Origin of the sequence: Paenibacillus barengoltzii G22 (genome assembly GCF_000403375.2) — a bacterium.
GTDB classification, from domain to species: Bacteria; Bacillota; Bacilli; order Paenibacillales; family Paenibacillaceae; genus Fontibacillus; species Fontibacillus barengoltzii.
In genome coordinates this window covers 1,437,675-1,461,914 of the sequence record NZ_KE159653.1, presented here as the reverse complement: position 1 = coordinate 1,461,914, position 24,240 = coordinate 1,437,675, and the positions used below count along the sequence as shown (strand labels likewise).

25 protein-coding genes and 1 riboswitch are annotated in these 24,240 nt (G+C 54.2%); of the genes, 20 read left to right on the top strand and 5 right to left on the bottom strand.

The genetic code is table 11. From position 1 onward, the window contains the following. Positions 1-157 precede the first annotated feature (157 nt). From C812_RS14840 to tnpA, 3 genes are all read left to right on the top strand, one after another. Positions 158-502, top strand: coding sequence for a winged helix-turn-helix transcriptional regulator (locus tag C812_RS14840; protein ID WP_009224498.1), 345 nt, complete (start codon positions 158-160; stop codon positions 500-502). Positions 503-522: 20 nt separating this feature from the next. Continuing rightward, positions 523-2,298, top strand: coding sequence for a glycerophosphodiester phosphodiesterase (locus tag C812_RS14835; RefSeq protein WP_016313471.1), 1,776 nt, complete (start codon positions 523-525; stop codon positions 2,296-2,298). 201 nt (positions 2,299-2,499) lie between these two features. Then, complete coding sequence (gene tnpA / locus C812_RS14830) at positions 2,500-2,973, top strand: IS200/IS605 family transposase (protein WP_016311435.1); 474 nt, start codon at positions 2,500-2,502, stop codon at positions 2,971-2,973. 171 nt (positions 2,974-3,144) lie between these two features. Here tnpA and C812_RS14825 read toward each other — a convergent pair whose 3' ends face one another. Both C812_RS14825 and C812_RS14820 read right to left on the bottom strand, forming a co-directional pair. After that, entirely contained in the window at positions 3,145-3,993 is an 849-nt protein-coding gene (locus tag C812_RS14825) for a sulfurtransferase (RefSeq protein WP_016313470.1), read from the bottom strand. 53 nt (positions 3,994-4,046) lie between these two features. After that, the gene (locus tag C812_RS14820; protein WP_016313469.1) at positions 4,047-4,418 is read right to left on the bottom strand and encodes a hypothetical protein; all 372 of its coding nucleotides are present in this window, start codon (positions 4,416-4,418) and stop codon (positions 4,047-4,049) included. Between the two features lie 313 nt (positions 4,419-4,731). Between C812_RS14820 and C812_RS14815 the strand changes: the two genes are divergently transcribed. Further along, positions 4,732-5,670 carry a DMT family transporter gene (locus C812_RS14815; protein ID WP_016313468.1) on the top strand — a complete coding sequence of 313 codons (939 nt, stop codon included), beginning with the start codon at positions 4,732-4,734 and terminating at the stop codon, positions 5,668-5,670. A gap of 71 nt (positions 5,671-5,741) precedes the next feature. Here the strand turns inward: C812_RS14815 and C812_RS14810 are convergent, their stop codons facing one another. Both C812_RS14810 and C812_RS14805 read right to left on the bottom strand, forming a co-directional pair. After that, positions 5,742-5,954 carry a hypothetical protein gene (locus C812_RS14810; RefSeq protein ID WP_016313467.1) on the bottom strand — a complete coding sequence of 71 codons (213 nt, stop codon included), beginning with the start codon at positions 5,952-5,954 and terminating at the stop codon, positions 5,742-5,744. 328 nt (positions 5,955-6,282) lie between these two features. Continuing rightward, the gene (locus tag C812_RS14805; RefSeq protein ID WP_016313466.1) at positions 6,283-7,308 is read right to left on the bottom strand and encodes a ketoacyl-ACP synthase III; all 1,026 of its coding nucleotides are present in this window, start codon (positions 7,306-7,308) and stop codon (positions 6,283-6,285) included. Between the two features lie 149 nt (positions 7,309-7,457). On the opposite strand from C812_RS14805, the gene C812_RS14800 reads away from it, so the two are divergent. The 14 genes from C812_RS14800 (at position 7,458) to C812_RS14740 (ending at position 21,799) form a co-directional block, all read left to right on the top strand. After that, positions 7,458-9,590, top strand: coding sequence for a DNA topoisomerase III (locus tag C812_RS14800; RefSeq protein WP_016313465.1), 2,133 nt, complete (start codon positions 7,458-7,460; stop codon positions 9,588-9,590). Positions 9,591-9,755: 165 nt separating this feature from the next. After that, the gene (locus C812_RS22580; protein WP_167669324.1) at positions 9,756-9,893 is read left to right on the top strand and encodes a hypothetical protein; all 138 of its coding nucleotides are present in this window, start codon (positions 9,756-9,758) and stop codon (positions 9,891-9,893) included. 161 nt (positions 9,894-10,054) lie between these two features. Next, positions 10,055-10,318 (top strand): DUF1294 domain-containing protein, encoded by a 264-nt coding sequence (locus tag C812_RS14795; RefSeq protein ID WP_016313464.1) that lies wholly within the window; start codon positions 10,055-10,057, stop codon positions 10,316-10,318. Positions 10,319-10,345: 27 nt separating this feature from the next. Further along, the gene (locus C812_RS14790; RefSeq protein WP_016313463.1) at positions 10,346-10,780 is read left to right on the top strand and encodes a universal stress protein; all 435 of its coding nucleotides are present in this window, start codon (positions 10,346-10,348) and stop codon (positions 10,778-10,780) included. Between the two features lie 918 nt (positions 10,781-11,698). After that, positions 11,699-12,427, top strand: coding sequence for an amino acid ABC transporter ATP-binding protein (locus C812_RS14785; RefSeq protein ID WP_016313462.1), 729 nt, complete (start codon positions 11,699-11,701; stop codon positions 12,425-12,427). 30 nt (positions 12,428-12,457) lie between these two features. Next, entirely contained in the window at positions 12,458-13,312 is an 855-nt protein-coding gene (locus C812_RS14780) for a glutamate ABC transporter substrate-binding protein (RefSeq protein ID WP_016313461.1), read from the top strand. A gap of 3 nt (positions 13,313-13,315) precedes the next feature. After that, entirely contained in the window at positions 13,316-13,969 is a 654-nt protein-coding gene (locus C812_RS14775) for an amino acid ABC transporter permease (RefSeq protein ID WP_036625214.1), read from the top strand. 18 nt (positions 13,970-13,987) lie between these two features. Further along, positions 13,988-14,638 carry an amino acid ABC transporter permease gene (locus tag C812_RS14770; RefSeq protein ID WP_016313459.1) on the top strand — a complete coding sequence of 217 codons (651 nt, stop codon included), beginning with the start codon at positions 13,988-13,990 and terminating at the stop codon, positions 14,636-14,638. A 110-nt stretch (positions 14,639-14,748) separates the two neighbouring features. Continuing rightward, positions 14,749-16,056 (top strand): ATP-binding protein, encoded by a 1,308-nt coding sequence (locus tag C812_RS14765; RefSeq protein ID WP_016313458.1) that lies wholly within the window; start codon positions 14,749-14,751, stop codon positions 16,054-16,056. A gap of 67 nt (positions 16,057-16,123) precedes the next feature. Further along, a complete protein-coding gene (locus C812_RS14760) occupies positions 16,124-17,035 on the top strand; it encodes a response regulator (protein ID WP_016313457.1) in 912 nt (303 codons plus the stop codon). 496 nt (positions 17,036-17,531) lie between these two features. Further along, a riboswitch (purine riboswitch) is annotated at positions 17,532-17,633 on the top strand. 228 nt (positions 17,634-17,861) lie between these two features. Beyond that, positions 17,862-18,359: a 5-(carboxyamino)imidazole ribonucleotide mutase gene (gene purE, locus C812_RS14755; protein ID WP_016313456.1), complete on the top strand. Its 498-nt coding sequence runs from the start codon at positions 17,862-17,864 to the stop codon at positions 18,357-18,359. Further along, positions 18,356-19,570 (top strand): 5-(carboxyamino)imidazole ribonucleotide synthase, encoded by a 1,215-nt coding sequence (gene purK, locus C812_RS14750; protein ID WP_016313455.1) that lies wholly within the window; start codon positions 18,356-18,358, stop codon positions 19,568-19,570. Before purE ends, purK begins: the two co-directional genes overlap by 4 nt. Beyond that, on the top strand, positions 19,567-20,865 hold the full coding sequence (gene purB, locus C812_RS14745; RefSeq protein WP_016313454.1) for an adenylosuccinate lyase: 1,299 nt from the start codon (positions 19,567-19,569) through the stop codon (positions 20,863-20,865). The genes purK and purB overlap by 4 nt, the downstream gene beginning before the upstream one ends. Before the next feature lie 34 nt (positions 20,866-20,899). Then, the gene (locus C812_RS14740) at positions 20,900-21,799 is read left to right on the top strand and encodes a phosphoribosylaminoimidazolesuccinocarboxamide synthase (RefSeq protein ID WP_016313453.1); all 900 of its coding nucleotides are present in this window, start codon (positions 20,900-20,902) and stop codon (positions 21,797-21,799) included. A gap of 600 nt (positions 21,800-22,399) precedes the next feature. Here C812_RS14740 and C812_RS14735 read toward each other — a convergent pair. Continuing rightward, the gene (locus C812_RS14735) at positions 22,400-23,518 is read right to left on the bottom strand and encodes an IS110 family RNA-guided transposase (protein WP_016310904.1); all 1,119 of its coding nucleotides are present in this window, start codon (positions 23,516-23,518) and stop codon (positions 22,400-22,402) included. Between the two features lie 188 nt (positions 23,519-23,706). Here C812_RS14735 and C812_RS14730 point away from each other — a divergent pair, with 188 nt between their 5' ends. Both C812_RS14730 and purS read left to right on the top strand, forming a co-directional pair. Beyond that, positions 23,707-23,847 (top strand): hypothetical protein, encoded by a 141-nt coding sequence (locus C812_RS14730; protein ID WP_157274719.1) that lies wholly within the window; start codon positions 23,707-23,709, stop codon positions 23,845-23,847. Positions 23,848-23,992: 145 nt separating this feature from the next. Next, positions 23,993-24,238 carry a phosphoribosylformylglycinamidine synthase subunit PurS gene (gene purS, locus C812_RS14725; RefSeq protein WP_009224523.1) on the top strand — a complete coding sequence of 82 codons (246 nt, stop codon included), beginning with the start codon at positions 23,993-23,995 and terminating at the stop codon, positions 24,236-24,238. Positions 24,239-24,240: the final 2 nt, after the last annotated feature.

The following is a 24,240-nucleotide window of genomic DNA, read 5'->3' as shown; positions in this document are numbered from 1 at the left end:
TTCATATACAATTGAAAGAAGTGAAAACTCTTTCACTAAATTATATCCATGATACTTACTATACAAAGTATAGTGTCCTATATCGAATCTATAGGGCCTGAGATAGCACCATGAATCCATCATACGAAACCATCGATTTCAGGGGAGGATATACCGAATGAACAGCATCCGTAAAGCAAGCAATTACATTCCGAAAACACCGGAGCATATCGAATGCAATATCGAAAAAACGTTGGACGTCCTTGGTGGAAAATGGGCGTTTCTGGTGATTCGCGAGCTGTTTGGGGGGACGCTGCGTTTTGGGGAGCTGCAGCGCCGCATCCCGCAAGTGAGCCCGCGGGCGTTAACCAGTACGTTGCGCCATCTGGAGGAGAAGGGCGTACTGGAGCGGACGGTGTATCCTACCGTTCCCGTGACGGTCGAATATACCCTTACGCCGAAGGGGATGGACTTGCATGTGATCTGTCATGAGATGAAGGTTTGGGCTGCGCGGTGGACCTAATGGAACAGGGGAGGGGGGCCATGATTAAACTGATCGGCCGAAGCATCCGTGACTTCCGCAAGTATTCCGGTAAGCTGCTGCTGTTTCAACTGTTATATATGCTGGCTACGAGCGTCTTTGTCCTGCCGGTGACGACGTTTCTGTTCAACCGCGTTCTCCGGGTCGTCGGCTCCGGTTCTCTATTAAACGGGGAGGTGTACCGGCTCGGGTTGAGCTATAAAGGTGTGGCGGGACTGATTCTCATCGGGCTCGTTGCCTCTTTTACCCTGCTGATTGAATTGTTGGTCCTTATCGTGCTGATTCAGCAGCGCTTTTTTGGCAAATCGATCGCCATTTCTGACGCCGTGTTAACCGTGCTGCATAAAATGCCCAAGCTGTTCGGGTTCGGCGTCTTCCAACTGCTGCTGTTGTTGCTGCTCTTGATTCCGTTTGTAGACTCGCCGTTGTCAGCTTCGTTTTACGCGTTGTTTAACGTTCCGATCTTCTTGAACAATCAAGTGCTGGATGCTTCATTCACCATGACCGTAGCTTATCTCATGCTGATCGCAGGGCTGCTGTATACTTTGCTCCGCTGGATTTTTGTCCTGCATTGCATCGTGCTCGAGGATATGAATCTCCGGCAGGCGGTTCGCCAAAGTCATCAGTTGACGCAAGGTCGGCGGTGGCGGCTGTTTGGAACGTTGCTCCTATTCAACTGCATGGTAGTGGGGGTCACCTCTGCGGTGGTAACTGCTCTGGGGAACATTCCGTCCTGGCTGGATCTAGATGTGCTTGCGCTGGTGTCCCAACACTATTCACTGACGGTTTCGACGGTACTGGCTTATCTGCTGGAGCTTCTGTTGCTGCCCATCAACCTGTTCGTACTGACGAGGCTTTATTATGCGCTGGGCCGCTTAAAATGGATTCGGCCAAAGGATCAGCTGCAAGTGCGCCGCAGCCGAATCGGTCGCCTGGAGAACCAGATCATCGATTGGTGGAAGGGGCTAAAGTGGAAAAGGATGGCGTACGTCCTGAGCGCCGCCCTCTATATCTCCCTAGCGTTGCTGATCGGTCTGCGGGCAAACGAGAGCCTCGTCTACGCAAAATGGAACGTGCAGATCGCAGTCCATCGCGGGGATACGTCGAACGCTCCGGAAAATTCGCTGCCTGCCCTGATCTCCGCAATTGAAAAAGGCTTTCAGGTTGTGGAGTTGGATGTGCAGTTGACCAAGGATGGCATCGCCGTGTTAAACCACGATTCTGACCTGCGGCGGATGACTGGCTTGAAGAAGCGGGTCGCGGATATGAACTTCAATGAAGTGCAGCAACTGTACATCGGGATGGATGCGAATGGTTATCCGATACATATTCCCTCGTTATCCAGCGTGCTCGCTGAGGCGCAAGGGCGCATTAAGCTGCTGCTGGACCTGAAGCCTAACGGCGCGCCGAGTGAAGCGCTGGCGGAGGAGGTTGTCCGCCTCATCAAGGAAGCGGGAGTCGAGGAAGAGGTGAGGGTGCAATCCTTCGACGGCGAAGTGCTTGGCCGCATCCGTGAATTGGCTCCCGAGATCAAGATCGGGCGCATTCTGTTTTTCGCCCTTGGAGATCTGTCGGTGCTCGACGTTGATTTCTATACGATCGAGCAGGTGATGTTAACCGATTTTCTCGTGGACCAGGCCCATGCCGACGGCCGCGAGGTTTGGGTGTGGACCGTCAATTCCCGAAGAGATATGAAGGAAGTGCTCAAATATCCGATTGACGGCATCATCACCGATTATCCGGAGACCGCCCAGTCGATGGTAGAGGTGGATTTGTGAACTGAATAGATCAGAACCCAAAAAGCGCCATCCCGTTGAAGGGATGACGCTTTTGATTATGGCTTTAGCCAGTTGAGCTCGCGAAGCGTGCGAAACAAAAAACCACCCGCTATGCGGGTGGAGGAACGAAGGTTTGACCAACTAGACCATTCCCATAAAATTGAGATGTTCAGGCTCAATAAAAGAAAGGAATGGTCTTAGATGGCAAACAAGAGCTATAGTTTAGCTCACACGAAGTGGATGTGCAAATACCATATCGTGTTCACCCCGAAGTATAGACGGAAAGAGATCTATAATCAAGTGAGGAGAGATTTGATCGAAATATTTAAGCGTCTGTGCAAATACAAGGGAGTGGAGATCATAGAAGGCCACATGATGCCGGATCATGTACACATGCTGGTAGCGATACCACCCAAAATCTCAGTATCCTCATTTATGGGGTATCTGAAGGGAAAGAGCTCACTAATGATATTCGAAAAGCATGCCACCCTAAAGTATAAATATGGAAATCGGAAATTTTGGGCGGAGGGATACTACGTAAGCACAGTGGGCTTGAATGAGGCCACTGTCGCAAAGTATATCCGCGAGCAGGAAGCACATGACCAGGCAATCGATAAACTGAGCGTCAAAGAGTATGAAGATCCATTTAGCAGAAACGGTAGCAAGAAAAAGTAAACCAGTTTAACTGGTAAGTGAAAGTGACAAAAACACTGAGCCTGAACAATTTTATTGTCAGGCTAGCGTCTTTAGGCGCAGTTTGGCAACAAGGGGTTATACCCCAAGAGCAAACCACCCGTTGGACGGGTGGTTATGATTTCATGCTGACTGGCCAAGTATGGAATTCTTCTACTCTTCCCCCGTTGCGATCGGGTTCTCGGGGTACGAGATCCAGTCGCTCCAGCTGCCGGCGTACAGCTTGACCTGCGGGTAGCCGAGCCGGTAGAGGGCGAGCACGTTCGGGCAAGCGCTCACGCCGGAGCCGCAGTAGACGATGGCTTCGCGGCCTTCGTCGAGTGCGGCGATGACCGGCGCCAGCTGCTCGCGCAGCTCGCCCTCGCTTTTCCAGGAGCCGCTGTCATCCAGCACTTGCTTCCAGAACCGGTTGATGGCCCCGGGAATGTGGCCGGCTTTGGCGTCGAGCGGCTCCTGGCGTCCGGCGTAGCGATCCGCGGCGCGCGAGTCCACCAGCAGGACGCCGGGATCGCTGAGCGCCCGGCGGATGTCCCGGACCTCGGCCAGCAGGTGCGGCCGGGGGGAGGGGGTGAAAGCGGCGGGGACGATCGTCCGCCGCTCCGAGGTCACGGGATAGCCGCCGGCTTGCCAGGCGGCGAACCCCTCGTCCATGACGTAGACCTCGTCATGGCCCAACCAGCGCAGCAGCCACCATAGGCGGGAGGCGTTCATGCCTCCCTGGTCGTCGTAGGCGACCACCCTGGTGGCGTTGCCGATGCCGGCGCGGGCGAAGCGCGCGGCTAACTCGTCCGGGGCGGGCAGTGGATGACGCCCGCCATGCGTGGTGACCGGTGCCGACAGATCCTGCTCCAGATCGAGATAGACGGCACCGGGAATATGCGCAGCGTCATAAGCCGCGCGCCCGGCCTCCGGCTGGCCCAGCTCAAAGCGGCAATCGACGATCACGAGATCCGGTTCATACATTCTAGCTAACAGCCAACGTTTGGATACGATTGGTTCCATAAGGCATACACATCCTCTGCACACATCATATGGAACCATTATAAGCTTAAAACTTAGATCAGGCGATATCCGCTAGGCAATGTTCCGCTGGTGCGAATTTGCCGAACTTGTTCTACCGTGAGCCGTTGGTTGGTCGCAATGAGAGATTCCACGTCTTCGCCGCCGATCAGATCATCTAAGTCATTCAGGCGCCGGCTGCCGCGGAGGATCCGGAAGTTCCCTCTAAAGCGGGGCCGCGTAAAGAGTACAAGCGTTGCGTTAGGATTGGAAGAAACGAAGCGCAGGCTCTCGATTCCGTCCAAAATAGCATCGGTGTTACGGATGCCGAGGTTCCCGGTATAGACACGGCTTCTTCCCGTCAGATTTTCCTCGGAATAAACCGTCAGCCGGGGAGAAGTTTGAGAGATGTGAACCAGCTTTTTCATAGAAAGCTCCTCCTTATCTTTTTTGGCGATAGATTGGGGCTGCTTCTATTAGATCTTAAGGGTCTATGAATATTGCATATTACTCTATTCTTTTTAGTGTTGAGGGGTGAAGATAAAAGTAACCCCCGGCAGCCCGATTCTATAAAAATCAGGCCAAAAGAGGAGAAGGCAATGGATAGAGAGGTGCGGGAGGAACAGGCTTGAAACACAGCTATTTTTCAATTGAGGAACCGCCATAACTTAGCTATAATGAAGTGGTTTGCAGCCCGAATGGGTGACAAAATTTGATAAGAAAGCTGGGACCTTAACACAAATGCATACCACCACGAAGTCCATGGGGAAATACGAAATCCTCTACGTGATAGGCATTATCGCCATCTCGTTTTCTTCGATCTTCATCCGCTGGTCTAATGCCGAAGTGTCGGTGATTGCCATGTACCGGATGTATATCACGAACATCTTGATGCTGCCGCTGCTGTGGCGCTACCGGGGAGAAATTGCGCAACTGACGGGTAAGCAATGGGGGCGTCTTATGTTTTCGGGGCTGATGCTGGGGCTGCATTTCTTGCTTTGGATGGGCTCCCTGCGCTTGACGACGGTCGCAAGCTCCACGGTCCTCCTGACCTTGGAACCGATCATCGTGATGTTTGGATCGTTCTTCTTGTTTGGGGCAAAAATCAATAAAGCGATGATCCTCGGCATTACGTTGGCCTGCATCGGTTCGATTGCGATCGGCTCCGGAGATTTTGCCTTATCCGGTAAGGCGGTGAAGGGAGATTTGCTCTCCTTGCTCGGGACAATTGCGGTCGCGATTCATATTTTGGTCGGCAAGCAACTGCTGCAGACAATCAGTGCGTTTGTTTATAACTTCCTCGTGTTTGCCGTGGCAGGAACGTCGATGGCGGTATATAATGCAGCTGCCGGCATCCGGTTTACCGGCTATGAACCGCGGGAATGGGGCATTTTCCTCCTGCTGGCGATCGTCCCTACGTTATTTGGCCATTACCTGTTCAACTGGCTGATGAAATACCTCAGTGCTTCGGCGGTGTCGATGGCCGTTCTCGGCGAGCCGGTATTTGCCTCTCTGCTGGCATGGTTGCTGCTGAAGGAAAGCTTAACTCCGCTGCAGCTGTCAGCAGGCGTGCTCATCTTGTGTGGGGTATGGATCTTTATTCGCTATGGCAAAGAAACGCCTGCCGTAACTAAGGAAAATCCAGTATTACCGACAGGGCAGGAAGGGAAGGCAAGTTAAGGTCAGGCGGAGGGACATAAGAACAAAGGGACGAACCCGGAGAAAACTCGCTTGGTTAACGTCCCTTGGGGTTATTTTTTGAGCTCAAAAAATTGACATTCGCGGCGCGGATGATAGGACAACTCGTCCACACCCGCCTGCGTGATAATGGTGTCCTCGGTGAATCGGATAATCATGCTGCCGTTGTCGATCATATGATCGTCGCGGAATACGCGAATGCGCAGCTTCCGGTCCAACGCTTCCTGAAAGTCCTGATCAGTAAACAGTTCTCTGAGAGTAGGCATCGTACGATATCTCCTTCGGTTACTAGATGGGCGGATCGGCGGATCGTAAAGAATGACTCCTGTTATTGTACCTGGAAGCCTGCTGATTGAAAAGGGAACCTCTCCGACGCGAGGGCACGTGTAAGAGGTGCCTCCCCCTCGGCGGGCGCTTTTGCATGATTATCCCGTTCGTTCAGAACAGAAGTAATTTGAAGCCCCGGTCCTTCTTCCCTTACCAAAAGGGATAATGATGCAAAGGGCCGTGCAGATAGACATATTGCGCGCTTCCAGCCCCCACACTCTTCGAAACAAAAGTCGACCAGGATTTTCACCTCCTGGTCGACTTTTGTTATGATTGCGGCAAATCCGGTACAGCCCAGCGCAGGATTAAACCGGCGTGGGTTAGGCCGCTGCCAAAGCCGTACACCAGCACGCGGTCGCCATATTTCAAGCGGCCCTCATCAATGCCAGCCTGGAGCGCCAGCGGGATGGAAGCAGAGGACGTATTCCCCATGTCCTGCACGCTTTGCAGGGTTTTGGCGAGGGGGAGATCTGCTTTCTCGCAGATCGATTCGATCATGCGCAGGTTAGCGCTGTGCGGCACAAACCAGTCGATGTCCTCGCGAGCCAGACCCGCCTGCTCCAGCAGCTGCTCGATACCGGCGGTCACGGTGCGGACGGCCCATTTGAATACCTCGCGGCCGTTTTGGACGATTTTGCCTTTCCCTTCAAGGGGCTCCCCGTTCATTTGATCCGACAGCCCGGTGCGATACACATGGATGCCGCCGGAACCGTTCGTTCCTAGAATAAACGATTCGAATCCCGGCCATTCGGCTTCCGCCTCAGGGGTTGCCTCGACCAACACGGCCCCGGCTCCATCCCCAAACAGGATGCAGGTGCTGCGGTCGGTGTAGTCTGTAATTTTGGACATCGTTTCCCCGGCCACGACCAGAATTTTGCGATGCAGGCCAGCGCTGATCATGCCGTTCGCCAAATGAAGTGCATAAGCGAACCCGGCGCAGGTTGCGTTTAAATCAATCGCTCCTGTCTGTTCCATGCCAAAATGCTCCTGAATCCGGCAAGACACGGTCGGAAACGAATAATCCGGCGTTGTCGTCGAGGTGATGATGAAGTCGACGTCGTCCAGCGAAGTCTTGTATGTCTCGCGAAGCCGTTCTACTGCCTTAATGCTCAGGTGGGAAGTGAATTCGTGCTCCGCAGTAATATGTCGTTCTTTAATCCCCGTGCGCTGCACAATCCACTCGTCGCTCGTATCCACAAGCTGCTCCAAATCCGCATTGCTCAGGATTTTGTCCGGAACATAGGTGCCGATTGCGGTAATACGAGCCTTGGATGGCGGTGTTTGTACGGTCATCGATGATCACTCCTTTGTCGTGAAGTTATTTATTTTATGATCTGATATTAGTACCTGGTTCTAAAAACAGTATATCATGTTTTCAATTTCAAGCAACCGTGACTTGAATGCTATAATGGTTCAGTGGAAAGGAGTGTTCGATCGAACTTATGAAGACATTGGTGTTAGCCGAGAAGCCCTCGGTTGCCAGAGAGATCGCGCGAGTGATCGGCAGTCGAGATAAGCATAAAAGCCATTTTGAGGGACCTCAATATGTGGTAACCTGGGCATTAGGCCATCTGGTGGGGTTGGCCGAGCCGGAGGATTATGATAAGAAATACGCGACGTGGGCGCTGGAGGATTTGCCGATTTTGCCGGATAAAATGAAGCTTAAGGTACTGCGCGAAACCAGCCACCAGTTTAAGTCGGTGCAACAATTGATGCGCCGTCAGGACATCGACGAGCTGATCGTGGCGACGGACGCTGCGCGCGAAGGGGAGCTGCTTGCCCGCTGGATCATGGATATGGCCAAGTGGAACAAGCCGTTTAAGCGGTTATGGATTTCGTCGCAAACCGACAAAGCGATCAAGGAAGGGTTCGCGTCGCTGAAGCCGGGCAAGCAATATGAACGCTTGTACCAATCGGCGCGCTGCCGGGCGGAAGCCGACTGGATGGTGGGACTGAACGTGACCCGGGCGCTGACCACCAAGTTTGGCGCTCCGCTCTCCGCGGGGCGGGTGCAGACACCGACCCTTGGCATGATCATGCAGCGGGAGAACGAAATTCTTCGTTTCCGCTCAGAGGAGTATCATGTGCTGCGCGCGGACTTCGGCAAGTTCGAAGCGGTTTGGCGCGGTGGGAACGGCGATGCGCGTATTTTTGATCAGGACAAGTTAAATGCGTTGAAGCAGAAGCTGGAGGGCACTTCCGGCCAAATCGTGAAGCTGGTGAAGCATGAAAAAACGGTGCCCCATCCGCTCGCTTACGATTTGACCGAGCTGCAACGGGATGCCAACCGGATTCTGGGCTTTTCGGCGAAGCAGACCTCAAACGTACTGCAGCGGCTCTATGAGCAGCATAAGCTGGTGACGTATCCGCGGACGGACTCGCGGTATTTGACCTCGGATATGACAGGTACGCTCAAAGAGCGCCTAACGAGCGTTGCTGTCGGCCCTTACGCAAGTTTGGCGCGTCCGTTGCTGCGAGGTTCACTGCATCTGAGCAAACGAGTGGTTGACGACAGCAAGGTCACCGATCACCATGCGATTATTCCTACGGAACAGACGGTGCTGTTGAACGCGCTGAATACGGATGAGCGCAAGCTGTACGATTTAATTGTTCGGCGGTTTATCAGTTTGTTTTATCCTCCGGCAAGGTTTGATCAAGTTAGTGTGACGGTACAAATTGCCGGGGAGACGCTGCATGCCAAGGGGACGACGATTAAGGATGCCGGATGGCGGGCAGTTTATGACGGGCAGGTCATGGAGGATGATGAAGGCGGCGAAGACGATGCCGAGAGCGGCTCCGTGCTGCCGGAGCTGACGCAAGGTGAGGCCGTGAAGGTGCAACGCTGCCGCGTGACGCCGGGGCGGACCCAGCCGCCGAAGCGCTACACGGAAGCCGCCCTGCTGACCCAGATGGAGAAGCATGGGCTGGGCACGCCAGCTACGCGAGCGGACATTATTGAGAAGCTGATCAGCTCCGATACGATTGAGCGGCAAGGGAACTACCTGCACCCGACCGGCAAAGGGAAGCAGCTGATCGAGCTGGCACCGGCCGATTTGCGTACGCCGGAGCTGACAGCTCGCTGGGAAGCGGAGCTGGAGCGGATTGCGCGAGGGCAAGGCCAGCCGGAGCCGTTTTTAAGTGGAATCCGTGAGATGGCGACCAACCTCGTGCAAGGCGTGAAACGCAGTGAAGCGACGTATAAGCCGCATAACGTCTCCAACAGCCATTGTCCGGAATGCGGAACAAGGCTGCTTGAGAAGAAGACCGGGCGCGGCCTGATGCTGGTCTGCCCGAGCGAGGATTGCGGCTATCGCCGATCCGGCGAGAAGCGCCTGTCCAACCGTCGCTGTCCACAATGCCACAAGAAGATGGAACTCAAGGAAGGCAAAGCTGGCAAGTATGTACAATGTCTGTCCTGCGGGATTACCGAAGTGTTGGGGAAAGACAAGGATAAGCATATGAGCAAGCGCGAGCAGCAACGCCTCGTGAAGCAATATACACAGAAGCAGGAGTCCGGCGGCATCAATCTTGGAGAACTGCTGAAGGCAGCATTGGAGAAGCAGGGTGACGACTAAGCCTGATCACCAGAAGGCGGCAGCTTAGTGATGATGGGAGAGCCTGAGTTAGGACAGTGTCACGGCATGGAGGTGCAGCGCAGGCTTTGGTGGGCATGTTATCACCGGATAACGCCGAATAAATCGGCGGCTTATACGAGACGCTAAGTAGCGGAGGTGATGAAGGTGCCGCATCATAAAGCGCGGAAGACCGAGAACCAGCAGAATAAGTCGAGCATTTTGGAACCATCCATCGCGGCCAAGCCTAAGAAGCAGGCGGAAGTTGCGCCCAATCTGAACGGAATTTCAAAGAACGAATCCTGATATGGATGCGTCTGCAGCTCCCCGTTAGGGGAGCTTTCTTTTGTATGAGGCGTATGGGCGGCAAGATGCGTAGGGTGGTTAGATTGAGGTATAATAGATATATCTATTTGGTGGAAATACTAAGCAATAATCGAGCCAGGAGCTCGAAGGGGGCGGCGAAGATGAGGACGGGCTTACTCGTATGGTTTCTATTTATCAATGCGGTCGCCTATCTGGTGATGTCCGATGACAAGAGGCGGGCGCGGCAAAGGCGGGATCGGATCCCGGAGCGAACGCTGTTTCTGCTTGCTGCGTTGGGCGGAGCGCTGGGGGTCCTCATTGCGATGAATACGAAGCGCCATAAAACGAAGCACCTCAGCTTCCGGGTGGGCATCCCCGTATTGCTGCTTTTCAACGCCGTACTATATGGGTATTTTATGATATAGACTCTTGGGACAAGTGAGGTGCTTTCCATGCTATTTCAAAAAATATTAGCCGCGTATGACGGTTCGAAAGCAGCCAACAAAGCGCTGGACAAAGCGATTGAATTGTGCAAAACGACACCCGAAGCCCAGCTGGAGGTCCTGCATGTGTACGACTTCCCGCGATTTTACGTGGCCGAGGGCTTTGCGCCGGTCCCCGCTTCGATGAATAAGGATTTCTATGAGCTTGCAGAGCGAACGGCAGAGGAAGCGAAGAAACGCGTGGAAGCTGCAGGTCTGGAGCCAAAAGTTGAAATGATTCAAGGACCTCCAGCCGAGACGATTCTAGAGCATGCCCAGAAGAGCGGAGCCGATCTGATTGTCATTGGCAGCCGCGGATTGGGCGGCATTCGCGAATTTGTTCTTGGCAGCGTCAGCCACAACGTCGTCCAGCATGCCCGGATCCCGGTGCTCGTGGTCAAATAAATAAGAGCGATTTTGTACCAGAAAGTCTGACCGATTGATTTCGGTTGGGCTTTTTTTGCTTGTGGGGAGCATGTTGGGAGCAAGCAGAGAGCATGTTGGGAGCAAGTAGAGAGCATGTTTGGTGCATGATTGGAGCGTGTCTGGCATGTTGAGGGCATGTTTGGTGTTGTTCAGAGGCTCATCGATTCTAACGCTTGCCAGAAAGCTTATTGCGCCCCAAAACAGTAATTTTCATTTCTAACGCTGATCAGCGTTCTTATTTGGGTTGGGAGCCGCCTTTTTCGGGGGAAAACCGCGAAATAAGATGTCCCATAAGCGTTACAAGTTGCACGTACCGATTTTAGCCCAAATAGCGTTCCACCCAAGCGTTAGAACTTTTTGACGAAGCTAGAACATGACTCCCCAATTGTAGAACATCACTCCTGCACCTCCACAAGTGGAGATTTCTGTAAGGAAAACTAACGCTTGTCCGACAAGTTTGGGGATAATGCCCAAACTTTTTTGGGCGTTTTTCTGGTTCGTGTGTAGGGAACTGTAGTTTTTTATAGTCTCCAAAGTAAGGTTATGTTCAAATGTTACGATTACTCACATCGAATAGAGGGATGTGTTTGGTCGCAAGAGCATGAGGAAGAGGAGTTAGCGAGGACTGCGCGGGCTGCAAGGGCCGGGTGAACTGCAAGAGCAGCAAGGTGAGGACATCGAGGACTGTGTGAACTACAAGGGCTGCTAGCGCTACAAGAAACTGTGAGAGCAGCAAGAACGGCAAGAACTCCAAGAACTCCAAGATCTTCGGGATCTGCCAGAACTGGTAGCTCAACAGACATCGGGAATGTCAGCGAGTGATCTTACGGAAAGGGATAACGGAAAGAGGTGCCTGCAGGCACGTCCAATAACCGAACGCGGAAAGGAGGGCTGCCGTTGATTCGTTTTCGACAGGTAGATAAGCATTTTGGTCATTTTCACGTCCTGAAGGGGATTGATTTACAGGTTGAGGAAGGGGAAGTCGTCGTTGTTGTTGGCCCGTCGGGCTCCGGAAAAAGCACGATGCTGCGCTGCATTAACCGGCTGGAGACGATCACGAGCGGGGAGTTGACGGTAGGCGGCCTTCCGGTCCATGACCGCAAGACAGATATCAATAAGCTGCGCCGCGATATCGGGATGGTCTTTCAGCACTTTAATTTGTATCCGCACAAAAAGGTGATCGACAATATCACGCTGGCGCCGATTAAGGTGCTGGGCATCTCCAAAGCGGAGGCGGAGCAGACGGCGATGTTTTATCTGGAGAAGGTGGGAATCGCCGATAAGGCGTCCGCCTATCCGTCCCAGCTGTCTGGCGGGCAGCAGCAGCGGGTGGCGATCGCCCGGGGGCTGGCGATGAAGCCGAAGATCATGCTGTTTGACGAACCAACCTCGGCGCTGGATCCGGAGATGGTCGGCGAGGTGCTGGATGTGATGCGGACGCTCGCCCGCGAAGGCATGACGATGGTGGTGGTCACGCATGAGATGGGGTTTGCCCGCGAGGTGGCGGACCGGATTGTGTTTATGGACCAGGGGCAAATCGTGGAGGAAGCAGGGCCGGAGGAGTTCTTTGCCAATCCGCGAGAAGAGCGGACGCGAACGTTCCTGAGCCGTCTGTTGAGCCACTAAATCAATCGATAATCAAGGGGAGGAAGAGAAATGAAGAAGCGTTGGAGGCTAATCAGTATTGCGGTGGTATGTGCGTTGACGGTGCTGGCCGGATGTGCAAGCAACGGGGCAGGCGGCAACGCAGCAGGGAACGGCGGGAATGCCGCTTCGGCAACCGGGGAGAGCGGAAGCGGGGCCTTGGCGAAAATTAAGGATCGCGGCAAACTGCTGGTTGGCGTGAAGTATGACACGAAGTTGTTTGGTCTGAAAGACCCCTCCACCGGGAATGTCGAGGGATTTGATATCGATATCTCCAAGGCGATCGCCAAGCACATTCTCGGTGATGAGAATGCCTTGGAGCTGAAGGAAGTGACGTCGAAAACACGGATTCCGATGCTCAATAACGGGGAGATCGATATGATCGTAGCTACGATGACGATTACCGAGGAGCGGAAGAAGGAGGTTGATTTCTCCGACGTCTACTTCCAAGCAGGGCAATCGTTGCTGGTGAAGAAGGGCAGCCCGATCACCGGCATTGAAAGTCTGACGGCCGATTCGACGGTGCTGGGCAGCAAAGGCTCGACCTCGGTGAAAAATATTCGTGAAAAAGTGGATGGCATCAAGGTGCTGGAGTTCGACAACTATCAGGACGCGTTTAACGCCCTGAAGGCAGGGCAAGGCGATGCGCTGACGACGGACGATGCGATTCTTTACGGGATGGCGGCCCAAGACCCGAATTATGAGGTGGTCGGCAAGCCGTTTACCGATGAACCTTACGGCATTGCGGTACAGAAAGGCAACTCGGATATCGTACAGGCGATTAACGATACCTTAAAAGAGCTTCATGACAGCGGAGAGTACGACAAGATATACGAAAAATGGATCGGCAAGAAGCCGGGCGAATAATTCGTGATGGATTTTACGATTCTGACTGACTATTTTGACGTGTACCTGGAAGGGTTCCGGGGGACGGTGCTGTCCAGCTTGCTGGCGCTGGTCGGAAGCTTCGTGCTGGGCGCCTTGATCGCGGTGTTCCGCATCGGCCCCGTCCGGCCCCTGCGCTGGTTCGGAACAGGTTACGTGGAATTTATCCGCAATATTCCGTTGCTGCTTGTCGTATACATTTTCTATTATGGACCGGCCGCTTTAGGTTTACCGCTGGACGGTTTCACGGCGGGGACAATCGGGCTTGCGGTATACACCTCTTCGTTCATTGCTGAAGCAATTCGTGCCGGGATTCAAGCAATCCCCCAAGGGCAAATGGAGGCGGCCCGCTCGTCCGGGTTGAGCTACGTGCAAACGATGCTGCATATAATCCTGCCGCAGGCCATCAAGCTGGTGATTCCGCCGCTCGGGAACCAGTTTATCAATTTAATCAAAAACTCATCAGTTTTAACGATTGTGGCCGGGCTTGACCTGATGTATTTTGCCGACATCGTGAATGCCGATACGTATCGGACGTTTGATACTTATATTTTTGTCGCGTTGTTCTATCTGGTGCTGACCTTGCCTTTAAGTTATGGCGTAAGGGTGTGGGAGCGAAGACTTGAGAGAAAATACTGAAAGGAGGCCTGAAGTTCGATGGATTTTGCTGGGGCGTACAGTGCGGAGAATTTGCGCTTCTTAGCGGATGGACTTTACGTGACGTTGATTGTCGCCGGGCTGTCCATCGTGCTAAGCTTCCTGATCGGCTGCATCGTGGGCGTAATCCGGTATACGAAATTACCCGTGCTGTCGCCCATCATGCTGGTGGGGGTTGAGCTGATCCGCAATTTGCCGCTGCTGCTTATCATCTTCTTCATGCGGTTCGCCTTGCCGGAGGTCGGCATCAAGCTTGGACTTGTCGCCGCGACGGTGACCGGGCTGACGATCTTTGAGGCCGCGATGATCTCCGAAATCGTGCGCAGCGGCCTCGCCTCCATCGACAAAGGGCAAATCGAAGCGGCCCGTTCGTCAGGACTCAGCGCTGTTCAGACGCTATGGCACATCGTGCTGCCCCAAGGCTTGCGGCGGATGGTGCCGCCATTAGTGAGCCAGTTCATTTCGCTGCTCAAGGACACGTCGCTGGCGGTAGTCATCTCCTTGCCGGAGCTGATGCATCATGCGGGGATCGTCATTGGTCACGGCTACACGTATACGATACCGATTTTGATGCTGGTGGCGTTGATATATTTTACCGTCAACTTTGTGCTATCAGTGATCTCAAGGCGATTGGAGGCACGGCGAGCGTAGGCATCAACTGACACAAAACTAACATATAATGGTATATAAGGTATAGTCATCCTTCTCCGGATGTGGTACGATATGGAACAAAATCACTCACGGGATCCGGGGGAGCGGGGATGCGGAGCGTGATTATCAAGACCTTTCAAAGATCCGCTTACGTTCAGATCGCGGTCATCGCGATCGGGACGGCCTTGGCGGGGGAACTGAAGATCAATCCGTTTGTTGGTGACATCTTTCGGATTGGTCTGGGGAGCAGCGCGTTTTTGTTGTTTTTGCTGCTGCTGCGGCAGTTGCCGTACCTCGTGACGGGCGTCATCACCGGCGTGGTAGTGCTGCTGTTTCGTACAGGACTGGATCAGGTGCTGGACAACGGCTTGACTGTGGCGGAGAGTGTGACAAGGCACTGCTCGGCAGCGGTGTATTATATCGTGTTCGCATTAGGGATGAGTCTGATCAAACGGCGCTTGGATCGCTTCTATCCCTTGGTGCTGGGGGCCGTGACCGCGGTCATCGATCTGATGTCCAATGAGTCGGAGTTACTGACCCGGTTGCTGGTGACTGGCACGGCGACGTTTAAGCTGAACGAGTGGGCGTTTCTCATGATGATCGCCATGCTGCGCACTTATTTTGTTACCGGGATTTACAGCAGCATTTCCGTCAGCCGGATGCGGATCGTGCAGCAGGAGCAGAATCGGCGGATTGAACAGATGCTTAGTTTTAGCTCCGGCCTATATGGAGAGGTCTTCTACTTGAAGAAATCCATTGGTACGTTGGAGGAGCTGACCTTGCGCAGCTATGAGATGTACCGTCGGTTATCGGAGGAAGGCCTGGAGGAGCATAAGCGTCATATTCTTGGGATTACGGAGCAGATCCATGAGGTGAAGAAGGATTCGCAACGGATTTTGGCGGGGCTGATTAAGCTGACCGACCGTGAAGTCCCGGGGGATATGCCGCTGTCGAACTTGGTCCAATATATCATTGACAGCACGCAGCAGTATGCCGATTATTTGGGCAAGCAAATCGTGTTTACGCAGAAAATCACCCTGGATTACGACATGGCCAACTACATACCCTTGCTGACGCTGCTGGGGAACTTGACGGCCAATGCGGTAGAGGCGATCCAGGGCCGGGGGCAGATTCATTTGGAGATTCGCGAGCAGTCGGGATCGACCTTGCTTACGGTGAGTGACAGCGGCGGCGGCTTCCCGCAGGACGAGCGGGAGCTGGTCTTTGAACCAGGCTTTACGACCAAATTTGACGAGGAAGGCGTCGCGGCGACGGGGATAGGGTTATCCCATGTGCGCGATATCGTGACCCGGTTCGGCGGGGACATCTCGCTGGGGACAGCCCCCGGGCTGGGCGGCGCGATGGTCCAAATCCGGATTCCGACTCCAAGCTTGCAGAAGTCGGCGGCGCCGGCTTAAAGCTATTTTCGTTTCAACCGTATCCTTGGCAAACCGCTAATAACCTAAAGTGTGAGGAGGTTATCCGATGCCGCTCTCTTTTTGTATCGTTGACGATGATGCCAGTGCACGAAAAATGCTGCAGTACATTATCGAGGACAGCGGTCTGGGCGAAGTGACGGGAACGGCTGGCGGCGGAGCGGAGGGAGTGCGGCAAATTTTGAGCGAGCCGCCGGATATCGTGCTGATGGATTTGCTGATGCCCGATCAGGACGGTATTGAGGTGATCGATTCCTTGCGCGCTCAAGGCTGCAGCTCCCGGTTCGTGATGATCTCCCAGATCGAAAATCAAGACATGGTTGGACGGGCGTACCGAAGCGGAATTGAGTTCTTCATTCGCAAGCCGATCAACCGGATCGAAGTGGAGACGGTGCTGCGGAAAATCAACGAACGTTATGCGTTAGGACATTATTTAGATGAGATCAAATCGAGTCTGAAGAAGCTGGAGGACTTGCGCAGCGCACCGCTAGCTGGTCAGAACAAACGGACAGTCCGAGAGGCGATTCAACCGATTCTGATGAATATGGGGTTGATTGGCGAAAGCGGCAGCCGCGATATGATCAACATCATGGAGCTGCTGCTGGAGCGGGGAAGTGAGCCTGGCGGTAATCTGCCGCCGCTGAAGGAGTTGTATCGTCAAACCGCAGCCACGTACAAGACAAGGCCTGAGGAGATCAACAAGGAGGTCAAGGCGATCGAGCAGCGGTTGCGCCGCGCATTGATGGCCGGGCTGACGAACTTGGCTTCGCTGGGCTTGACAGATTACGGAAACCCTCGGTTTGAGTATTATGCTCCGCTCTATTTTGATTTCGAGGATGTGCGGCTCAAGATGAAGGAGATCGAGGAAGGGCGCGAGCCGGGCAACAGCAAGGGGAAGGTGAATATTAAGAAGTTCCTGCAGGTGTTGTTCATTGAAGTGCAGGAGCAGTTGGGCGGCTGAGAGATGAATTGGAATTGGGGCTAATGCATCGCGGGTGTGCAACTAAAGTAAGGGACGCCGATGTCGCCGGAAAAAGTGGTAGAGTGCAGGTTGTCGCCCGGTCGTCAGGCTGCAAGCTAAAATAACTGGAAAAAGTAAGGTTAAATTCGGGGAATCGACGAGAATTTGGCAATTTAACTGGAAATCCTGCTGTTAATTTGAGCGGTAGATTGGAATTTTGGGGTTTTGGTCCGAATTAAGAGTAACTTTTACATCTAATTGTTTTCAAATACGGAGGATAGGCAAAATTAAAGGTACTTTTTACAGTAAATTTGCGGTAGACTTCTGACCCAGAACCGCATTCGATAGAGACCCTAGTCTGTTTGACAGACTAGGTTTTTTGTGTTGGGGAGACATTGTTCAAAAACGAACATTCGGATTTTACATTCTTTTAATGTTCGGATTTGAGTTGACATCCCGTGTCCGCCATTGGTACACTAGGAGAGGAAAGGCGGCTCGCCGCCGAACATCATAATCTCGTATAATGCCGGGAATAGGGCCCGGAAGTTTCTACCCGAGAACCGTAAATTTTCGGACTACGAGCGAATACGTGATGAAGGTAAGGCTACTCCGCACGGAAGGCCTTCTTTTTATGAGCCTGGGCTTGTAAGCACCGGGCTTTGCGTTGCCAGCGGCGAGGCTGTAGCTGCCCGCACGCAGGTGTCGTATTTCGCAGGGTCCGCGAATTTCGGGAAATAGTGTTCCCAGGAAGTTCGGGGCCCTTTTTTACGTATTCGGCTAATTCTATAGATAGGTTCACAAGAAATATGAACGTGGAGGTTGAGGCATGACAGCACAAGTCGCCGTAATCATGGGCAGCAAATCGGACTGGGAGACGATGTCCCATGCCTGTGCCGTTTTGGATGAACTGCAGATTCCTTACGAAAAAAATGTCGTATCCGCGCACCGCACCCCGGATTTGATGTTTGAATTTGCCGAACAGGCCGCAGCCCGCGGTTTGAAGGTCATCATCGCCGGGGCTGGCGGAGCCGCCCACCTGCCGGGGATGGTGGCGGCCAAAACTACGCTGCCCGTCATCGGCGTGCCGGTGAAGTCGGCCGCGTTGAACGGGCTTGATTCGCTGCTGTCGATCGTGCAGATGCCAGGCGGCATCCCGGTGGCGACGGTAGCGATCGGCAAAGCCGGGGCGATCAACGCCGGGCTGCTGGCGGCGCAAATTCTGGGTGCGTTTGACCCTGAGGTCATGCGCCGGGTGCAGGAGCGCCGCGATCGGATCAAAGCCGAGGTGCTGGAGAGCAGCTCGGAGTTGGGAGCCGCGGAATGAGCAGCGGCGTGATGGGCAATGCAGGCGGCGGCAACGGCGCTCCGGTGATTGAGCCGGGCGCAACGATCGGCGTGCTGGGCGGCGGACAGCTTGGCCGGATGATGGCGCTGGCCGGGAGCAATCTTGGCTACCGATTCGTAGCCATGGATCCGACGCCGGATGCGCCTTGCGGTCAGGTAGCGGGGCAGATCGTCGCCCGCTACGATGACCAGGACGCGGCGCGTGAGCTCGCGGCGCGGGCCGATGTGATCACGTACGAGTTCGAAAACGTCGACGCCGGCGTAGCCGCGTTGTTGGAGGAAGCGTCGTACGTGCCCCAAGGCAGCCGGTTGCTGTATACCACTCAGCATCGGCTGCGGGAGAAGCGAGCCATCGAAGCAGCGGGCGTGAAGGTCGCGCCGTACGCAGAGATCGGCAGCGAGGAAGCGTTGCGCGCAGCCGTGGCTCGCTTGGGCCTTCCGGCTGTGCTGAAGACGGCCACCGGCGGGTATGACGGCAAAGGCCAATGGGTCATTCGCAGCGAGGCCGAGATTGCGCCGGCATACGCCGAGTTGAGCCGGGCCGGGACAGAGCTCGTGCTCGAGCAATTTGTCCCGTTCGTCAAGGAGCTGTCGGTGATTGCGGCGCGCAGCCCGCGCGGAGAAATAAAGACGTTCCCCGTAGCGGAGAATATTCATATCGACAATATTTTGCATGTCTCGATTGTGCCGGCTCGCGTGGAGGAGCAGGTGCAACGGGAGGCGGAACGGCTCGCGGCCCGAATCGCCGAAGGCTTGGAGGCCGTTGGCCTGCTGGCGGTAGAGATGTTTCTGACCGAGGACGGGGAGCTGTTCGTCAATGAACTGGCGCCAAGACCGCACAACTCCGGTCATTACACGATGGAGGCCTGCACGACTTCCCAATTTGAACAGCATGTTCGGGCGATCTGCAATCTGCCCCTGGGGCCGGTGGAGCTGTTAACACCGGTCGTGATGGTCAACATTCTGGGCGAACACTTGGAGGCGGTACGCAAGGCCGTAGTTACGGGCCAGTGGTTTGGCGAAGCCCGCGGTGAAACTGGATTCCCGGTGATCCCCAAAGTACACTTATATGGAAAGCACGGAGCCGCTCCTAAACGGAAAATGGGGCATATCAATCTGATCTGCCGCAATGTGGAGGACGGGCTGCGTTGGATAGAGCAAACCAACATTTGGAGGAATGAACGTAAATGATCGAACGCTACAGCAGACCGGAAATGAGAGCGATCTGGACGGAGGAGAACAAATTTAAGGCGTGGCTGGAAGTGGAGCTGTGTGCTTGCGAGGCTTGGGCCGAGCTTGGCGTGATCCCGAAGGAAGACGCCGCGCTGCTGCGCGAGAAGGCTTCGTTTGACATCAACCGGATCTATGAAATTGAGCAAGAAACCCGCCATGACGTCATCGCGTTTACCCGCGCCGTCTCGGAAAGTCTGGGGCCGGAGCGGAAATGGGTGCATTATGGCTTGACCTCGACCGACGTCGTCGACACGGCGCTGGGGTATTTGTTGAAGCAGGCCAACGCGATTTTGGAACGGGATATTTTGAACTTTATCGACATTCTCAAAGAAAAAGCCTTGGCTTATAAAGATACTCCAATGATGGGCCGGACCCACGGTGTCCATGCGGAGCCAACCACGTTTGGTCTGAAAATGGCGCTTTGGCATGAAGAAATGAAACGGAATCTGGAGCGGTTCCGCCGGGCAGCAGAGAATGTTCAATTCGGAAAAATCTCCGGTGCCGTTGGGACTTACGCGAACATCGATCCGTTTGTAGAAGAATTTGTTTGCCGGAAGCTGGGCACGACACCGGCGCCGATTTCGACGCAAACGCTGCAACGCGATCGTCACGCCGAATATATGGCAACCTTGGCTTTGATCGCAACCTCGCTCGACAAGTTCGCCACGGAAATTCGCGCGTTGCAGAAGAGCGAATTCCGCGAGGTGGAAGAAGCCTTCGCCAAAGGACAAAAAGGCTCCTCGGCCATGCCGCATAAACGTAACCCGATCGGCTGCGAGAACATCTCCGGCTTGTCCCGCGTGATCCGCGGCCATATGATTTCAGCTTACGAGAACGTGACGCTGTGGCATGAACGCGACATTTCCCACTCTTCGGTGGAACGGGTGATTCTGCCGGACGCAACGATGCTGCTGAACTACATGCTGAACCGCTTCGGCAATATCGTGAAGAACCTAACGGTGTTCCCAGAAAATATGAAGCGCAACATGGCTCGCACCTATGGCGTACCGTTCTCCGGCCGCGTGATGACGAAGCTGATCGACAAAGGCTTCAGCCGCGAGCAAGCGTACGACACGGTGCAGCCGCGGGCGATGCAGGCGTGGGAGACCCAACGTCAATTCCGCGACATTATTGAGGAGACGCCGGAAATTACCAGCGTCTTAAGCAAAGAAGAAATTGATGATGCTTTTGATCCGTCCTGGCATCTGAAGCATGTGGATACGATTTTCCGGAAGCTTGGATTGATTGAGTAGGATCTGATCTTGCAGTGATAGGGAGGAGAGCTTCATGGCGGTACCGGCAATTTCCACTGCGGCGGATTTGGTGAAGGCCCCGCTGCTGTACAAAGGCAAGGTCCGGGAGCTGTACGATCTCGGTGAGCATTATTTGATCGTGGTCACGGACCGCATCTCCGCGTTTGATTATGTGCTTGAGCCGGCGGTGCCGGACAAAGGGAACGTGCTGAACCGGCTGAGCGCGTTTTGGTTCGACAAGACGCAGCATTTGCTGGAGAATCACGTGATTCATACGGACGTGGAGCGGTTGGGGGACGTGATTCCGTCAGAGCATCGCGAGGCGTTGCGCAACCGGATCATGGTGACCCGCAAGGCCGAACGCATTGACATTGAATGCGTGGTGCGCGGTTATGTGACCGGCGGCGGCTGGCGGCAGTATGAGAAGACCGGCGCGATTAACGGCATCGAGTTGCCGGAAGGGCTGCGGAAGAACGCGAAGCTGGCGGAGCCGATTTTTACGCCGGCGGCGAAAAATGACGTGGGCCACGACGAGGACATCTCGTTCGCTGAGATGGTGGACAAAGTCGGCCAGGAATTGGCTGAACAGCTGCGGGATCGCAGCCTGGAGATGTACGCCTACGCCCGGGATTACTGCGAGGAACGCGGCATCCTGCTCGCAGACTGCAAGCTGGAATTCGGGATGGTGGACGGCAAGTTGATTGTGATCGACGAGATGTTTACGCCGGATGCATCGAGATTTTGGGCCAAAGAGAACTACGCGCTGGACATCGAGATCGACAGTATGGACAAAGAGCCGGTGCGTACGTATCTAGCCGGTTCCGATTGGGATAAAGAGAGCCCGCCTGATCCGCTTCCGGCGCAGGTGGTTGAAGAGACGACACGGCGGTACCGTGAAATTTACCGGCGATTGACGGGAGCCGAGTTGGCGTAGGAACTGTGTTCAATATAGCCTTTTAGCTCTAACGGACCCTAGGGCCCTTATTGGCACAGATTCGCAGGGAAGACTGATATAACGGACCGAGGGGACCTTATTTGGCCGGGGCGGTCCAGTTTGTTGCCGGATGGGGCCCAATAGCGGCGATAGAGTCCGTTAGCCGGGGAAATATTCGGGAAATGAGTAAATAACGTCGCTGAGGTCCGTTGCTATGAACGTTTTTGTCAAGCCCTCAGTTTAAACCTTGCCTGAGCACGTGGCGCGAGAGCAAAAATGCGAGCGACGGTCGGCACGCTGCTATCCGTGGGTTGGTTACCACATGTTATGCCTTCGTCAAGGAGAGCTTTTGCAAGCTAGAAACGCACGTTCAGTCCCTTCCGAAACTTAGTGCAAACGGACAACGCAATTTCTCTCCCAAACCTTCGTTTGCTCCCGGGCCTCGTGCTCAGGCGTGAGCTTGTCAAGCGTCTTCCTTGACAAGCGGGTAGTTACAAATCAACACTTTTGCAATTCCTCATCGAAGATGAGGAACGCCACACGGCGAGTGTGGGGGTGCAGGGGGCAAGGTCCCCTGCGTCCTTCATCATCGAAAAGCTGTTAGGATGCGGCGGGCTGTTCCACGGTTCGGGCAACAGCCCATACAAACCCAATCAGTTCCCTGGCCACCGCACCGACGGCCACATTCTTGTGTTTGTTCTTTCCAAACACAAGATGGCGGTATTTGGAATGCAGTCTTTCTTGGGCCTTCCAGGACAACAGTTGTACGTCGGCCGGCATGCCATCTAGTCGTTTGGCGAGATCGCCCTTCACGGCAGGACGATGACGGTAACTCCAAGCGGACTCCACTAAAGTCCGGCGCAAGCGGCCGTTTCCGGCTTTGGTCATGCTGCCTCGACGAGTACTTAGGCCCGTGGAATACTCACGAGGGACCAGTCCCAAGTACGCCATCAGTTGGGCTGGGGAGCGAAAACGCGCAAAGGTTCCGATTTCAGCCGCAAGGGTGATGGCTGTGAGCAATCCAATCCCGCGTAAGGACTGAAGAACTTGAATTAGCGAAGCCTTGGAGCCGGTCGCCGCTTGCTCTACCAGTGCTTTTTCTAGGCGACCCATGCGCTGCTCGATCTCATTCAAAGCATGAAGCATCTCATCGAAGGCCACCTGCATGGGCTCGTACGGGAATACCAGTTGCCCCAGCCAGACGCGATACTTCTTCGTCCAGCGACGCTTGATTGTGGCCGGTGGCTCTATCTGGTGACGGAGCAAGAACTTCAAGACCCGCTGACGAGCCCGGTGGGCATCTTCCTTGGCAGCTTCACGGGCGCGAACCAATTCCCGTAGAGCCTCATCTTCCCGTTCGGGGACGTAAACGGGAGCGAGCTCTCCTGCACGATACAAACGCGCGAGTTGCTCGGCATCCCGTCGATCTGTTTTCACTTGGTCGCCGGGGCGTTTGGGAATGAGCGATGGAGCAATGACGACACAGTGGGCCCCCATGGAGGTGATCCAGCGATAGGTTTCGTAACCTGTGGGTCCTGCCTCGTAGCAAAACGATAGCGTTTCGGCCGCTCCCAGCTCTTTGATAAGCTTGCGTAACGCTGCCGGTGTGTGGGGAATGGTTCCGTAATAGCGTGGAGCTTCCCCGCTCACATCTGCAATCGCAACCGAAATTTTTTCTTTGGATACATCTAAACCGACGAATTTTGTGGTAGACTGCATAGTATCAGCTCTCCTTTGCTATGTAGCTCTGAAATGGTTTGGGTTAATCACTATCCATTTTAACCTACGAGATGTAGCAATTTGGAGGGCTGTCTTTGTTTTACGTTCATCTTAGCTAGAGAATGGACATGGGGTACTCTGAGGCAGGTCTTCTAAGCATTATCCCTTTGGATCAGAGGGGCAGGAGCTTGGGAGACAAGAAGACCCTCAACGAGCGAGACAGCAAGGAAATTAGACAGGAAAGTTGGAAGGCAAGCTTAAAGCATGAAGGAAAGTTGGAAGGCAAGCATAAGCACGAAGGCAAGTTAGAAGGCAAGCTTAAAGGTTAGCTTTAAGGCAAGCTTGAAGCCAAGCTTGAAGGCAAGAAATGCCCCAAGCGATAGCACAAGCAATTATCAAATGTAATTATCATTTCCATCCAGATACCAAGCGGCCGTGCCGCACAAGTCCAAACTTAGGAGGAACACGAGGAACATGATTAAAGCGAGCGTTTATGTCACGATCAAGCAAAGCGTACTTGACCCGCAGGGGGTTGCCGTTCAAGGGGCACTCCATTCGATGGGGTTCAGAGAGGTGGACAGCGTCCGCATCGGTAAATATATGGAGCTGACGCTCGATACGAACGATCGCTTCGAAGCGGAAGCTCGAGTGAAAGCGATGTGCGAGAAGCTGTTGGCCAATACGGTGGTAGAAGACTACCGCTTTGAATTGGAGGCTTAAAC

Coding starts and splice junctions, on each gene's coding strand:
- purS (WP_009224523.1), top strand. CDS start 23,993: ATGATTAAAGCGAGCGTTTATGTCACGATCAAGCAAAGCGTACTTGAC.
- tnpA (WP_016311435.1), top strand. CDS start 2,500: ATGGCAAACAAGAGCTATAGTTTAGCTCACACGAAGTGGATGTGCAAA.
- C812_RS14795 (WP_016313464.1), top strand. CDS start 10,055: ATGAGGACGGGCTTACTCGTATGGTTTCTATTTATCAATGCGGTCGCC.
- C812_RS14790 (WP_016313463.1), top strand. CDS start 10,346: ATGCTATTTCAAAAAATATTAGCCGCGTATGACGGTTCGAAAGCAGCC.
- C812_RS14765 (WP_016313458.1), top strand. CDS start 14,749: ATGCGGAGCGTGATTATCAAGACCTTTCAAAGATCCGCTTACGTTCAG.
- C812_RS14760 (WP_016313457.1), top strand. CDS start 16,124: ATGCCGCTCTCTTTTTGTATCGTTGACGATGATGCCAGTGCACGAAAA.
- purE (WP_016313456.1), top strand. CDS start 17,862: ATGACAGCACAAGTCGCCGTAATCATGGGCAGCAAATCGGACTGGGAG.
- C812_RS14825 (WP_016313470.1), bottom strand. CDS start 3,993: ATGGAACCAATCGTATCCAAACGTTGGCTGTTAGCTAGAATGTATGAA.
- C812_RS14835 (WP_016313471.1), top strand. CDS start 523: ATGATTAAACTGATCGGCCGAAGCATCCGTGACTTCCGCAAGTATTCC.
- C812_RS14740 (WP_016313453.1), top strand. CDS start 20,900: ATGGCGGTACCGGCAATTTCCACTGCGGCGGATTTGGTGAAGGCCCCG.
- C812_RS14815 (WP_016313468.1), top strand. CDS start 4,732: ATGCATACCACCACGAAGTCCATGGGGAAATACGAAATCCTCTACGTG.
- C812_RS14810 (WP_016313467.1), bottom strand. CDS start 5,954: ATGCCTACTCTCAGAGAACTGTTTACTGATCAGGACTTTCAGGAAGCG.
- C812_RS14840 (WP_009224498.1), top strand. CDS start 158: ATGAACAGCATCCGTAAAGCAAGCAATTACATTCCGAAAACACCGGAG.
- purB (WP_016313454.1), top strand. CDS start 19,567: ATGATCGAACGCTACAGCAGACCGGAAATGAGAGCGATCTGGACGGAG.
- C812_RS14770 (WP_016313459.1), top strand. CDS start 13,988: ATGGATTTTGCTGGGGCGTACAGTGCGGAGAATTTGCGCTTCTTAGCG.
- C812_RS14800 (WP_016313465.1), top strand. CDS start 7,458: ATGAAGACATTGGTGTTAGCCGAGAAGCCCTCGGTTGCCAGAGAGATC.
- purK (WP_016313455.1), top strand. CDS start 18,356: ATGAGCAGCGGCGTGATGGGCAATGCAGGCGGCGGCAACGGCGCTCCG.
- C812_RS14735 (WP_016310904.1), bottom strand. CDS start 23,518: ATGCAGTCTACCACAAAATTCGTCGGTTTAGATGTATCCAAAGAAAAA.
- C812_RS14820 (WP_016313469.1), bottom strand. CDS start 4,418: ATGAAAAAGCTGGTTCACATCTCTCAAACTTCTCCCCGGCTGACGGTT.
- C812_RS14780 (WP_016313461.1), top strand. CDS start 12,458: ATGAAGAAGCGTTGGAGGCTAATCAGTATTGCGGTGGTATGTGCGTTG.
- C812_RS14805 (WP_016313466.1), bottom strand. CDS start 7,308: ATGACCGTACAAACACCGCCATCCAAGGCTCGTATTACCGCAATCGGC.